This is a genomic window from Streptomyces atratus (assembly GCF_014648655.1).
GTDB lineage: Bacteria > Actinomycetota > Actinomycetes > Streptomycetales > Streptomycetaceae > Streptomyces > Streptomyces atratus.
The window spans coordinates 80,942-94,636 of sequence record NZ_BMRN01000022.1; the positions used below are offsets into that span (position 1 = coordinate 80,942).

Annotated in this window: 9 protein-coding genes and 2 pseudogenes; 3 read left to right on the plus strand and 8 right to left on the minus strand. The window is 68.8% G+C overall.

Annotated features, from left to right (window positions below):
• The first annotated feature begins 62 nt into the window (after positions 1-62).
• Positions 63-557 (plus strand): Lrp/AsnC family transcriptional regulator, encoded by a 495-nt coding sequence (locus tag IEZ15_RS28155; protein WP_189279932.1) that lies wholly within the window; start codon positions 63-65, stop codon positions 555-557.
• 323 nt (positions 558-880) lie between these two features.
• Positions 881-1,003 (plus strand): annotated as a pseudogene (locus tag IEZ15_RS45105) (VOC family protein); the annotation flags it as partial.
• A gap of 257 nt (positions 1,004-1,260) precedes the next feature.
• Here IEZ15_RS45105 and IEZ15_RS28160 read toward each other — a convergent pair.
• A complete protein-coding gene (locus IEZ15_RS28160; protein WP_189279933.1) occupies positions 1,261-2,454 on the minus strand; it encodes a hypothetical protein in 1,194 nt (397 codons plus the stop codon).
• A 741-nt stretch (positions 2,455-3,195) separates the two neighbouring features.
• Here IEZ15_RS28160 and IEZ15_RS46805 point away from each other — a divergent pair.
• Positions 3,196-3,285, plus strand: a pseudogene (locus tag IEZ15_RS46805) (IS5 family transposase); the annotation flags it as partial.
• A gap of 216 nt (positions 3,286-3,501) precedes the next feature.
• Here the strand turns inward: IEZ15_RS46805 and IEZ15_RS28170 are convergent.
• The 7 genes from IEZ15_RS28170 to tal all read right to left on the minus strand — a co-directional run bounded on the left by IEZ15_RS28170 (position 3,502) and on the right by tal (position 13,683).
• Positions 3,502-6,153, minus strand: a complete 2,652-nt coding sequence (locus IEZ15_RS28170; RefSeq protein WP_229846148.1) for an amino acid permease — start codon at positions 6,151-6,153, stop codon at positions 3,502-3,504.
• A gap of 569 nt (positions 6,154-6,722) precedes the next feature.
• Positions 6,723-7,328 (minus strand): histidine phosphatase family protein, encoded by a 606-nt coding sequence (locus IEZ15_RS28175; RefSeq protein WP_189279907.1) that lies wholly within the window; start codon positions 7,326-7,328, stop codon positions 6,723-6,725.
• Between the two features lie 5 nt (positions 7,329-7,333).
• A complete protein-coding gene (gene gnd, locus IEZ15_RS28180; protein WP_189279935.1) occupies positions 7,334-8,212 on the minus strand; it encodes a phosphogluconate dehydrogenase (NAD(+)-dependent, decarboxylating) in 879 nt (292 codons plus the stop codon).
• A gap of 15 nt (positions 8,213-8,227) precedes the next feature.
• Positions 8,228-9,913: a glucose-6-phosphate isomerase gene (pgi, locus tag IEZ15_RS28185; RefSeq protein WP_189279908.1), complete on the minus strand. Its 1,686-nt coding sequence runs from the start codon at positions 9,911-9,913 to the stop codon at positions 8,228-8,230.
• Positions 9,906-10,841 (minus strand): glucose-6-phosphate dehydrogenase assembly protein OpcA, encoded by a 936-nt coding sequence (opcA, locus tag IEZ15_RS28190; protein ID WP_189279909.1) that lies wholly within the window; start codon positions 10,839-10,841, stop codon positions 9,906-9,908. The genes pgi and opcA overlap by 8 nt, the downstream gene beginning before the upstream one ends.
• A complete protein-coding gene (zwf, locus tag IEZ15_RS28195) occupies positions 10,838-12,550 on the minus strand; it encodes a glucose-6-phosphate dehydrogenase (RefSeq protein WP_189279910.1) in 1,713 nt (570 codons plus the stop codon). Before zwf ends, opcA begins: the two co-directional genes overlap by 4 nt.
• Complete coding sequence (gene tal / locus IEZ15_RS28200) at positions 12,547-13,683, minus strand: transaldolase (RefSeq protein ID WP_189279911.1); 1,137 nt, start codon at positions 13,681-13,683, stop codon at positions 12,547-12,549. Before tal ends, zwf begins: the two co-directional genes overlap by 4 nt.
• Between the last annotated feature and the right edge of the window lie 12 nt (positions 13,684-13,695).

Genomic DNA, 13,695 nt, shown 5'->3' on the forward strand with positions numbered 1-13,695 from the left:
CCAGATGTGATTCAACGTAACACGCATACAACCGAACAAGATATGGTTATCGCATGAAACCAGTGGACGACATCGACCGACAACTGATCGCGCTGCTCCAGCAGGACGCCACCCAGTCGTACGCCGCACTGGGCAAGGCGGTCGGCCTGTCGGCGGGCGCCGCGCACGAGCGCGTGCGCAAGCTGCGCGGACAGGGGGTCATCCGGGCCACGACGGTCGACGTCGACCCCGCGGCACTCGACCGCGGGGTTCTCGCCTTCGTGCTGGTCGACTCGACGGCGTGGATGGGCGACCGGGCCGAGGACTTCGCCGCCGTCCCGGAGATCCAGGAGGCGCACGTCATTGCCGGCAGCGCGGCCGTCCTCGTAAAGGTGCGCACCTCGACCACCGAGCGGCTCCAGGACGTGTTGCGCCGCCTGTACGCGATCGACGGGGTCAGCGGGACGCAGGCAACGGTGGTTCTGGAAACCTTCTTCGAGCGGCCGTTGGACGCCGGTCAGGCCTTGCCTCTCGGATCAGCCCGACTCGGAGGGGTGACACCTGCGCGGCGCCGGTGAGACCCGCGGCCCGGAGTGATCCGACAGTCACGGCCCAAGAAATCGCCGAGAATCAACATGCGGGTTTGATCTTCCTCGGGGGTTGGCTGCTGTACTTGCCGAGGTGGGCGGCCACGTCCGTCGGGGTGCGGAATCTGGCGGTCGAGGGCGGGATCGCGTGCTCGGCCAGTAGCCGCCGTCCTGCGCCCGCGAGGGCAGGGCGAGGTTTTGACCTGCGGTGCCACAGTTGAGCGGGAAAGGTCGGCAGTCGGTGCCCGGCCCAACCGTAGGCAGCCGTCACTAGGATGTTCATCGCGGAAGTCCACTGGTCGGCTCGAGGTGTCATGCCCCTGCAGATGAAGTTGAGCGCGATAACACTCGACTGCCCTGATTCGTTGGCTCTGGCGGCTTTCCATCAGCAGGCCACCGGCCTCGAACCCCACCCGAAGTCGAACGCCGACTTCGCGGTGCCTGCACAAGACCGGAACTCTCCGGAACTCATCCACACATGACCGGGACCTAGCCGTACATGCCTACAGAAGAGCGGGACTGCCTCTGCATCGCAGGGACAGGACACCTCCGCATCGCGCCGAACCCGGGGCTGGGCACCCCTCGACGTCCGGCCTGGCCGTCTTCAAGGGTTGGTTGCAGGGCTGAAGGCTGTCCGGTCAGCCCGACCCGGGCGCGTGAGGGACGGCCCTGTCCCCCGTCAGGATGTCGCACGTCAGCCTCCCGCCGGGGGCATGGTGTGCAGCAGTTCCAGTCGGCGCTGGACGGCTTCGACCGCCCCGGAGCGCCGGCCGGGTACGTGGCGGCGCAATGAGACCAGGGGCGGGCCGAGTTCCCGGGCCTGCTGCGGGTTGTGAAGTTCCTGCCACTGGTGGTGGGCGCGGTCCACGGCGCCTTCTACGGCGGGGTCGTCCGGGGGCTGTTGCCGGGCGAGGCGGGCGTCGGCGGCAGCCATCCACAACTCGCAGCTGCACGCGGGATCTTCGGCCAGACGAGCGAGGTCGGCCCGGACCTCCAGCCAGTGGATGGCCTGCACGGAGCCCGCGCCGTAGGTACGCAGAGCCCATCCCTCCCACATGGCTGCGAGCGACGCAGCTTCGCCGTGCCGCCCGGCGAGGGCAGCGGCGAAAATCGCAGGCAGCGGGTCCTCTTCGGCCTCCTCGGTGTTCTCCGAAATCGGAGCAGGCGCCGTCGGAACAGGTGCAGGCTCCCGGTGTGGCCGGTTCGGTACTGGCACAGCCGGTACCGCAGGGGTTGGGACAGTTGTGTGGTCGATGGCCAGGAACAGTGCGTCGACGGGGCCGGCCTGGGCGGCGGCCTGTTCGTGGAGCTGGGCGAGTGGCGGGTTGATGCCGCTGCGCCAAGTGGTGGCGAGGGCCTTCAGATAGGCCGGTTCTGCGATGCGGCGGCGGGGCGGCGGCGGGGTGATCCGGCCGTATACGCGGATCCCATGGCCGAGGACGAGGCCCTCGGTACGGAGCTGTTGCCAGGCGTCCGGGGTGGCGACCATGTCGGTGACGACGGTGGTGGTGCCCGGTCGGCGCAGTTTGAGTTCGCCGGCCAGCCAGTGCCAGGGCAATGCGGTGTAGCGCAGGGTGGTCGGCGTGGTCCGGGCGAGTGCGAGGTGGATCAGGCGCTGCTTGTGGTCGAGGTGGAGTTGTCCGGTTATGTAGAGGGAGAGCGGGCCTGGTCCGGCGGCCGCGGCGCGGATGCGGGTGAGGACGGTCTGCGGGTCGGTCGGGTCGGCGAGTTCAACGATGGTGGCCGCCGTCGTGCCGGTCAGGGTGCTGGGCGGGACCGCCGCGAGCGTGGGCAGGACGCTGGTTGCGTCGATGAGACAGCCCTTGCCGGCCGGGGCTGCCGCGATCAACAGCGCGGTCCCGGATACTGTGTCCTCCCCGTTGATCATCACAACAGCACCGTAGCCGCTGTCCGGCTTGTGAATGTAATCAGCGGCCAACTCCTGTCCGGTGACCAGCGGGAGGTGGGCATCAACAACTTGCCGGGGACCCTACCGGTGAAGTTCGCCCGGCTTCCCGGACCGGCCCGGTCACATGATGGCCGAGCAGCAGATCGACGCCAGGGGTCTTTGCCGCAGGGGACCTGATCAACGGGTCGAGGATGCTGCGCCGAATGTTGTACGCGCACGGCAGCGCGGGGCCCTCCGGCGCGGCCCTCGGCTCGATCCATCCCCAGCGCGTGTACCAGCGGGCCTCGTTGCGGACGGCTCCCGCCTTTCGACGTCTCCGTACTCGGTCGAGCACTCTCACGAGTACGCCGACAAGCCTGCTGGAGATGAACCGGCTGTTCACAGCCTGGACCAAGAACGTCTACCATCGCCGGGTGCACTCCGAGACGGGTGCCGCCACCGCCCCACTGGCCCGCTCGATGAACAGCCATCCGCTGAGGCGTCCCCAACCCCGCCGACCTCGCCGAAGCCTTCCGCCGGTCAGAACACCGCACCGTCTCCCACACCGCGCTCGTGTCCCTGCACGGCAACCGCTACCAAGTCGATCCACTGCTCGTGGGCCGGCGGGTCGAGCTGGTCTTCGGCCCCGTCGTCCTGTCCTTCCTCCACGTCCGAGCGAACGGTCAGGACGCCGGGACCGCAGTGCCCTTCCAGGTCAGCCACCACTCCCACACGGCGCCACGCCTCGGCATCGACGTCGAAGTCGTCCGCCCGGGTCCTGCCGCGACGGGGTTCAAGGTGATCCCGCGACTCCGGGTCATCGAGCGCACCAACCGGCTGGCTCAACTATCCGCGGGACAAAATACTCTTTAAGTACAGCTCATCCCGACTCCAACCGGTGCCTGCCCATCCGCCGCAGCCCCTCAACCGGCGAACTCGCCTTCCATCTGTGCTGGTCGCAGCACCCGGTTGCCCGTCGCCCGCGGTCAGGGGGCGGGGCCGTGACCTGCGCGGATGTCGCCTGGGGCCTCGGGGCGAAACGCTCTGTCAGGGCGCTTCGACGGCAGGGGCTGTCGGCAGGGCCTGCTCCACCCAAATGGTCTTGCCGGTGGGCGTGTAGCGCGTGCCCCACTGCTGCGCGATCTGGGCGACGATGTACAGGCCGCGGCCGCTCTCGTCGTCAGCCGCGGCGTGGCGCAGATGGGGTGAGGTATGCCCTGTGTCGGCGACTTCGCAGATGAGGGTTTCGTCGCGGATGAGCCGGACGTGGATCGGCCCGGCGGCGTAGCGGATGGCGTTGGTGACCAACTCACTGACGATGAGTTCGGTGGTGAACGACAGCTCGTCCAATCCCCATGCTCCGAGTTGCCCGGTGGCCATGGTGCGGGCGTTGCCGACCATCGCCGGCTCCGCGGTCAGTTCCCACACAGCCACCCGCTGGTCATCGAGCATCCGTGTGCGTACGAGAAGCAGGACCGCGTCGTCGTTCGCGGGCCCCGGCACCAGGGTCGCGACTGCGCGGTCGCAGAGTTCTTCCAAGGGACGCCGGGACTGGGCGAGGATTTCGGTGAGCAGGCCGAGTCCGACGTCGAGGTCGTCGACGGCCGTCTGGACGAGGCCGTCGGTGAACAGGGCGACAAGGCTGCCGCGCGGCAGCTGGAATTCCGCGGTCTCGTAGGGCAGACCACCCAGTCCCAGCGGAGGGCCCGGCGGGAGCTCGGGGTGGGTGGCGACACCACTGTCCGGCAGGACGACCGCAGCCAGCGCATGACCGGCACGTGCCATGCTGCACTGCCCCGACACCGGGTCGTACACCGCGTACAGGCACGTCACCCCCAGGGCTTCGTCATCCCCGGGCCGCACGCCGCCTGCGCCCTGAGCGGCCGCCTGCTCCTTGGCGGTCTGGCCGACCAGGTCACCCAGGCGCGAGAGGAGCTCGTCCGGGGCGAGGTCCAGGCGGGCGAGGACGCGTACGCCTGTACGCAGGCGCCCCATGGTGGCGGCAGCGAGCAGTCCGTGGCCGATCACCTCCCCGACGACCAGGCCGACACGCGTGCCCGACAGCGGGATGACGTCGAACCAGTCACCGCCCACCCCGGACCGGCTGTCGGCGGGCACATAGCGGCTCGCCATCTCGACAGCGGTCCGCTGCGGCAGCCGGTGAGGCAGCAGGGTGCGTTGAAGCCTGAGTGCCGCGGTGTGTTCGCGCGTGACGACCAGCATCAGCACGACGCCGAGCAGCAGGGCGCCGAGGCCCACGACGGTCACCCCGCCCGTCTGCCCGATGAACGGCAGATAGATGGAGGTCTCACCGTAGTCGGGGTCGGCGTAGACGCCGAAGGCGGCGTAGCAGAAGAGGAAGAGCATCAACAGCCCGCCCAGACCCGGCAGCAGGCCCTTGAACAGGAAGTCCCGGCGGCTGCGGGTGAGCACCTTGCGGAAGTACCAGACACAGGCGAAGCCGGTGAGGCCGTAGTAGAACGCGATCGCGAGGCCGACCGACCCGATGGAGTCGGCCAGGACGTTGCGGCTGAATGCCGTCAGGAGGACGAAGAAGCCGACGGAGGCCAGGCCCAAGCTGACGGTCGACCAGGTCGGGGTGAGGTACTTGCGGTGCACGCGGGCGAATCGGGAGGGGATGGTCTTGTGCGCGGCCATGGAGAAGACGGTCCGGGCCATCGGGAGGATGGTGGTCTGGGTGGAGGCCGCCGCAGAGGTCAGCACCATGAGGACCAGCAGCTTGGAGAGGGCGGACCCGAGGCCCTGGCTGCCGAAGACTGCGTTGCCGAGGCCCGAGAGCACATCGCCCTCGTGTGCCTTGTTGCCCAGCCCGATTCCGGCGGAGCCGATTCCGGCGAAGGCCTGCGCCGAGGTGGCGACCAGGGCGTACAGGACCAGCAGGAGCACAACGGAGATGACGGCGGCGCGCCCGGGGATGCGCGTGCTGTCCGCGGTCTCCTCGTTGACCGTGACGGCAGTGTCCCAGCCCCAGTAGATGAAGACGGCCGCAAGGATGCCCGAGGTCAGCGCTTCGGCCGATGGCACGTGGAAGGGGTTGAACCAGGAGGCGGAGACATGGATCGCCGTCTCGGGGGAACTGGTATAGACCTTGACCAGGGCGGTGATGGCGAACAGCACCAGTACGGCCACCTCGATGAACAGAAGCCAGCACTGAACGGCGGCCGAGATCTTGATGCCGACGTAGCAGATCGCGGTCATCACGGTGATCCAGACGACGCCCGCGATGGTGGTCCACACCCTGCTTTGGGTGAGTGAGTCGTAGCCCAGGAGCCGGAAACTGTAAATGCCGGCGATCTCTGCGAGGTTCGCCATGACAATGATGTCGGCGACGATGATGCCCCAGCCGCCCATCCAGCCGGTGCGCGGGCCGAAGGCACGGGTCGCCCAGGTGAAGGTGGTCCCGCAGTCGGCGTTGCTCGCGTTGAGTTCCTTGTAGGCGTACGCGATCAGCAGCATCGGGACGAAGGCCAGCATCGTGATGATCGGGGCCTGCGGGCCGACGGCCGCCACGATGAGGCCGAGCGTGGCCGCGAGGCTGTACGCCGGGGCGGTGGACGCCAGGCCGATGGCAACGGAGGACCACAGTCCCAGGGCACCGGATTTGAGCCCTTTCCTACCCGCGCCTGAGTCGAGCGCGAGCCGCGAGTCGGACGCGACACGGCTACGGGAGAGCTTCACACCGGATGCCAACCTCCTCATTTGCCTTCCGATCACCATTTTCACCGCAGGCGAGGAGGCCTGCCACGGGAGACAGGCTGGATGATCTACGCCGCCGTCAGCAGGGGCCGCCGGGGCCGTGGGAAAATGGGGGTATCCGAGGAGCTGTTCGACTTCGGCCCGGTCGGCACCGTCGGCTACCTCTTGCCGACGCCGAACGGCCCGGCCCGGCCGCGACCGGCGTGCGGGCATGGTGATCGCCGCGCGGTTGGCACAGACAGCAAAGTCCGGTCTGGTCAGCTCCCAGGCCATAGGAACCCTTCAGGACGTCTTAAGCGGCCTGGACCGTACCCGTGCGCTGGGCCTGTACGCCGTCACCGGCAGCCTCGCCACGGTGCTGGGACCGACGCCCGGAGGAGCCTTCGTCGCATCCTGTGGGCCGACGCCGCACTCGTCCTGGCCTGCTGCTTCGCCCTGAGGACGTGACGACGGAACCCGGATCGGCCCGCAGAACCTATTCGGCGAGAACGCCGCCCGGCCAGCCCGCGGGGGCTGGCCGGAACCTCTTCGGTTCTACGGCACCGTAGAAATCAGTGGACGGCCGCAGAAGTTCCTGTGGCGTTCCACTCGGCGATCACAGGTCGTCCGTGCTCGGTGGAGAGGCGGCTGACCGTCCCCGTAGCCAGTTGGAACAGCCGCCCGTCCGCGGCGGGCAGTCCGAGGCGACGCGCCGTGAGCACCCGCAGGAAGTGGGCGTGGGCCACGAGCACCACGTCACCGCTGTCGAGTGCCGGCCCGACGCGGTTCAGCACGCGGTCGGCGCGCTGTCCCACCTCGATCGGGGACTCGCCCGGATGGCCGGCCCCACCGGGCGGCACCCCGTCGTTCCACAGGTACCAGTCGGGCCGGGTGCGATGTATCTCGAGGGTCGTCACGCCTTCGTACGCGCCGTAGTCCCACTCGCGCAGATCGGGCTCGGGCACGACGTCGTGCAGGCCCGCGAGTTCCGCTGTCCGCACTGCACGGCCCAGCGGGCTGGTGAGCGCGAGGGCGAAGGTCCGCCCGGCGAGCAGCGGGGCGAGGGACTTGGCCTGCTCCTCGCCGCGCTGGGTGAGGAGCAGGTCGGTCCAGCTGGTGTGCCGGCCCGACAGGCTCCACTCGGTTTCGCCGTGGCGGACCAGCAGGAGGTCGCCCATGGCAGTTACTTCGCCGACTCGACGGCGTGGCCGCCGAACCGGTTGCGCAGCGCGGCGATCATCTTCATCTGCGGGGAGTCGTCCTGACGCGAGGCGAAACGCGCGAAGAGCGACGCCGTGATCGCGGGCAGCGGCACCGCGTTGTCGATCGCCGCCTCCACCGTCCAGCGGCCCTCACCGGAGTCGGCGGCGAAACCACGGAGCTTGTCGAGGTGCTCGTCGTCGTCCAGCGCGTTGACCGCCAGGTCGAGCAGCCAGGAACGGATGACCGTGCCCTCCTGCCAGGAGCGAAAGACCTCGCGCACATCGGTGACGGAGTCGACCTTCTCCAGCAGCTCCCAGCCCTCGGCGTAGGCCTGCATCATGGCGTACTCGATGCCGTTGTGGACCATCTTCGCGAAGTGGCCGGCGCCGACCCTGCCCGCATGGACGAAGCCGGCGTCGCCCTCGGGCTTGAGCGCGTCGAAGATGGGCTGGACCTTCGCGACGTTCTCGGCGTCGCCGCCCACCATCAGCGCGTAGCCGTTCTCCAGACCCCAGACACCACCCGAGACGCCCGCGTCGACGAAGCCTATGCCCTTGGCCGCCAGCTCCTCGGCGTGCTTCTCGTCATCCGTCCAGCGGGAGTTGCCGCCGTCGACGACGGTGTCGCCGGCTTCCAGGAGATCGCCGAGCTCGTCGATGACGGACTGGGTCGGGCCGCCCGCGGGCACCATCACCCACACCACACGCGGGCCTTCGACCTTCTCGACCAGTTCGGCCAGACTGCTCACATCGGCGAGGTCCGGGTTGCGGTCGTAGCCGATGACGGTGTGGCCGGCGCGGCGGATCCGCTCGCGCATGTTGCCGCCCATCTTGCCGAGGCCGATGAGGCCCAATTGCATTGTTGTCATGCTGTTTCACTTCTTCCGGAGAGTGCGGTACGCGGCCACGAGGGCGGCGGTGGAGGGATCGAGGCCGGGGACGTCCGCTCCTTCGGTGAGCGCGGGTTCCACGCGCCTGGCGAGGACCTTGCCCAGCTCGACGCCCCACTGGTCGAAGGAGTCGATGTTCCAGATCGCGCCCTGTACGAACACCTTGTGCTCGTACAGCGCGATCAGCTGGCCGAGGACCGAGGGGGTCAACTCGCTTGCCAGGATGGTCGTGGTGGGGTGGTTGCCGCGGAACGTGCGGTGCGGCACCTGCTCCTCGGGAACCCCCTCGGCGCGCACCTCGTCGCTCGTCCTGCCGAAGGCGAGCGCCTGGCCCTGTGCGAACAGGTTGGCCATCAACAGGTCGTGTTGGGCCTTGAGTTCGGGGCTCAGCTCGTCGACCGGGTTGACGAAGCCGATCAGGTCGGCCGAGATGACCTTGGTTCCCTGGTGGAGCAACTGGTAGTACGCGTGCTGCCCGTTGGTGCCGGGTGTACCCCACACCACCGGACCGGTCTGCCACTCCACCGGATCGCCGTCGCGGTCCACCGACTTGCCGTTGGACTCCATGTCCAGCTGCTGCAAGTACGCGGTGAACTTCGACAGGTAGTGCGAGTAGGGGAGCACCGCGTGCGACTGGGCGCCGAGGAACGAGCCGTACCAGACGCCCAACAGGCCGAGGAGCAAAGGTGCGTTGGACGCGGCGGGTGCGGTTCGGAAGTGCTCGTCGACGAGGTGGAAGCCGTCGAGCATCTCGCGGAACCGGTCCGGGCCGATGGCGATCATCAGCGACAGGCCGATCGCCGAGTCGTACGAGTAGCGCCCGCCGACCCAGTCCCAGAATTCGAACATGTTGGTCGTGTCGATGCCGAAGTCCGCCACCTTCTCGGCGTTCGTCGACAGCGCCACGAAGTGCTTCGCGACCGCCTTCTCTCCCCCACTCTCGACTTCGCTCGAGCGGGAGGTGCCCCCGTCGTCGAGCCCGGCAAGGAGCCAGGACCGCGCCGACGTGGCGTTGGTGATCGTCTCGATGGTCGTGAAGGTCTTGGACGCGACGATGAACAGGGTCTCCGCCGGGTCCAGGTCCCGTACGGCCTCGTGCAGATCGGCGCCGTCCACGTTGGAGACGAACCGTACGGTCAGCGAGCGGTCGGTGAAGGCCCGCAGCGCCTCGTATGCCATCGCGGGGCCGAGGTCCGACCCGCCGATGCCGATGTTGACGACATTGCGGATCCGCTTTCCGGTGTGCCCGGTCCACTCGCCCGAGCGGACGCGCTCGGAGAAGTCGGCCATCTTGTCGAGCACGGCATGCACGGCCGGGACGACGTTCTCGCCGTCGACCTCGATGACGGCTTCGCGCGGGGCGCGCAGCGCGGTGTGCAGTACGGCACGCCGCTCGGTGACGTTGATCTTCTCGCCGCGGAACATGGCGTCCCGCATCCCGAACACGTCGGTCACGGTGGCGAGTTCCTGGAGCAGGGCGAGGGTTTCGTCCGTGATCAGGTGCTTGGAGTAGTCGATGCGCAGATCGCCGGCGCGCACGGTGTAACGCTCCGCACGACCGGGGTCGGCGGCGAACAGGTCACGCAGCTGCGAGTGCTGCAGCTCCCCTGCATGGTGGTGCTCGAGGGCCGTCCACTGCGGGCGGTGCGTGAGCTTGGGTGAGTCAGGCATGACGGGGGTTCTCCTCGGTGCCGTCCCCGCGCAGGGCGACGGCGTACATCTCGTCCGCGTCGAGGCGGCGCAGCTCCTCGGCGATCAACTCGGAGGTGCTGCGCACCTTCAGGGCCAGGGTGCGCGAGGGCTGGCCCGGCAGGGACAGGGTGGCCAGTGGGCCGTCGGGGCGGTCGATCACGATCTCGCCGCTCTCGGTGCCGAGCCGTACGGCTGTCACGACCGGCCCGGCGGTGACGATGCGCTCGACCGGGACCTCGAGCCGGGCCTCCAGCCAGCGGGCCAGCAGCTCGGCGCTCGGGTTCTCGGCCTCGCTCTCCACGGCGGCCGACACGACCTTCTTGCGGGCCTGGTCCAGCGCCGCGGCCAGCATCGAGCGCCACGGCGTCAGCCGGGTCCACGCCAGGTCGGTATCGCCGGGCGCGTACGAGGAGACTCGGGCCTGCAGGGCGACGAGTGGAGCCTCGACGGCGTACATGTCGGTGATCCGTCGCTGTGCCAGGGCACCCAACGAGTCCTTGGCCGGGATGTTGGGCGCGTCCACCGGCCACCAGACGACGACCGGCGCGTCCGGCAGCAGCAGCGGCAGGACCACCGAGTCGGCGTGGTCGGAGACCTCACCGTAGGTCCGCAGGACGACGGTCTCGCCGGTGCCCGCGTCCGAGCCGACCCGCACCTCCGCGTCCAGGCGGGAACGCGTGCGGTCGCGCGGGGTGCGTGCGACGCGTCTGATGACGACCAGGGTGCGCGAGGGGTGCTCGCGCGAGGCCTCCTCGGCCGCCTTGATCGAGTCGTACGCGTTCTCCTCGTCGGTCACGATGACCATCGTGAGGACCATGCCCACGGCGGGAGTGCCGATGGCACGACGCCCCTGCACGAGCGCTTTGTTGATCTTGCTTGCCGTGGTGTCGGTCAGATCGATCTTCATGGCCTGCGCCAGCTCCGTCCGTCTCGTGCGAGCATCTCGTGGGCTTCTTCGGGACCCCAGCTGCCCGAGGCATACGGCGCGGGCTTGCCGTGCTTGTCCCAGTACCCCTCGATCGGGTCGAGGATCTTCCAGGACTCTTCCACCTCCTGGTGACGGGGAAAGAGATTGGCGTCGCCGAGCAGGACGTCCAGGATGAGGCGTTCGTACGCCTCCGGGCTGGACTCGGTGAAGGATTCGCCGTACGCGAAGTCCATCGTGACGTCCCGGATCTCCATCGACGTACCCGGCACCTTCGATCCGAAGCGCACCGTCATGCCCTCATCGGGCTGTACGCGGATGACGATCGCGTTCGCGCCGAGCTCCTCGGTGGCGGTCGAGTCGAAGGGGGAGTGGGGCGCGCGCTGGAAGACGACCGCGATCTCGGTGACGCGGCGGCCGAGGCGCTTTCCGGTGCGCAGATAGAAGGGGACGCCCGCCCAGCGGCGGTTGTCGACCTCCAGCTTGACGGCCGCGTAGGTGTCGGTCGTCGACCTGGGGTCGATGCCGTCCTCCTGCAGGTAGCCGCGCACCTTCTCGCCGCCCTGCCAGCTCGCCGCGTACTGCCCGCGCACGGTGTGCTCGCCCAGGTTCTCCGGCAGCCTCACGGCCTTGAGGACCTTCAGCTTCTCGGTGAGCAGCGACTCCGCGTCGAAGGCGGCCGGCTCCTCCATGGCGGTCAGCGCCATGAGCTGGAGGAGGTGGTTCTGGATGACGTCACGGGCCGAGCCGATGCCGTCGTAATATCCGGCGCGGCCGCCGATGCCGATGTCCTCGGCCATCGTGATCTGCACGTGGTCGACGTAACTGCGGTTCCAGACGGGCTCGTACATCTGGTTGGCGAAGCGAAGCGCCAGGATGTTCTGGACCGTCTCCTTGCCGAGGTAGTGGTCGATACGGAACACCTGGTCAGGGTCGAACACCTCGTGCACGATCGCGTTCAGCTCGCGCGCACTGGCCAGGTCGTGGCCGAACGGCTTCTCGATGACCGCACGCCGCCAGGAACCTTCCGGCGCGTCCGCGAGACCGTGCTTCTTGAGCTGCTGGACGACCTTCGGGAAGAACTTCGGCGGTACGGACAGGTAGAAGGCGTAGTTGCCACTGGTGCCCCGAGACGCGTCCAACTCATCGATGTCGGCGCGAAGTTGCTTGAACGCCGTGTCGTCGTCGAAGTCACCCGGGATGAACCGCATGCCCTCGGCCAGCTGCTGCCAGACCTCCTCGCGGAACTCCGTGCGGGCATGCTCGCGCACCGAGTCGTGCACCACCTGTGCGAAGTCCTGATCCTCCCACTCGCGCCGGGCGAATCCGAGGAGCGAGAAGCCCGGCGGGAGCAGGCCGCGGTTGGCGAGGTCGTAGACGGCGGGCATCAGCTTCTTGCGGGAGAGGTCGCCGGTGACGCCGAAGATGACGAGGCCGGAGGGGCCCGCGATTCGAGGGAGGCGGCGGTCGCGGGGGTCGCGGAGCGGGTTGCTCCAGTCGAGGTCCGGGGCGGTGGCGCCCCTGTCGGCCGTCGCGTCACCGGATTCCGCCGTCGCGTCGCCCGATTCCCGGGCCGCGTCGCCGGATCCGGCGGTCATGCCGCCCGGTTCCACGGCCGCGTCACCGGATCCCTCCGCCGCGGTGTGCGCATCCTGCGCGGCACCGTCCAGAAGCGTCTCGCGCTCGCTCATTCCCCCTCAACTCCCTTGCCGTTCAGCGAGGTTGCAACCGCACCCAGCAGGTCTTCCCAGGCTGCCTCGAACTTCGATACGCCCTCGTCCTCCAACTGCTTCACGACCTCGTCGTACGAGATCCCGAGCCGCTCGACGGCCATGAGGTCGGCGCGGGCCCGGGCATAGCCGCCGGTCACCGAGTCGCCGTGGACGTCGCCGTGGTCGGCTGTGGCGTCGAGGGTCGTCTCCGGCATGGTGTTGACCGTGCCGGGCGCGACCAGCTCGTCGACGTACAGGGTGTCCTTGTACGCGGGGTCCTTGACGCCCGTCGACGCCCACAGGGGGCGCTGCTTGTTGGCGCTCACCGTGGCGAGGGCGGTCCAGCGGTCGGCGGCGAAGACGTCCTCGTACGCCTCGTACGCGAGACGGGCGTTGGCGAGCGCGGCCCTGCCCCTGAGCCCGAGTGCCTCGTCCGTGCCGACCTTCGCGAGGCGCTTGTCGATCTCGCTGTCGACGCGGGAGACGAAGAACGAGGCGACGGAGTGGATGGCGGCCAGGTCGATGCCCGCTGCCTGCGCCTTCTCCAGGCCCGCCAAGTACGCGTCCATGACCTCGCGGTAGCGCTCAAGCGAGAAGATCAGCGTGACGTTGACGCTGATGCCGAGGCCGATGACCTCGGTGATCGCCGGGAGCCCGGCCTTCGTCGCCGGGATCTTGATCATCACGTTCGGGCGGTCGACCAGCCATCCGAGCTGCTTGGCCTCGGCGACTGTCGCCGCGGTGTTGTGGGCGAGGCGCGGGTCGACTTCGATGGAGACCCGGCCGTCGCGGCCGCCGGTCGCGTCGTACACGGGCCGCAGGACGTCGGCGGCGGCGCGGACGTCGGCGGTGGTCATCATGCGGACGGCCTCGTCGACCGTGACGCCGCGCACGGCGAGGTCGGCCAGCTGCTCCTCGTACCCCTCTCCGGAGCCGATGGCGGCCTGGAAGATCGAGGGGTTGGTGGTGACGCCCACCACGTGCTTCCGCTCGACGAGTTCGGCGAGGTTGCCGGATGTGATCCGCTTGCGGGACAGATCGTCCAGCCAGATGGAAACACCTTCCCCGGAAAGGGCCTTGAGGGGTTCGGCGGTGTTGCTCACAGTGATCATCTTCTTTCTGGC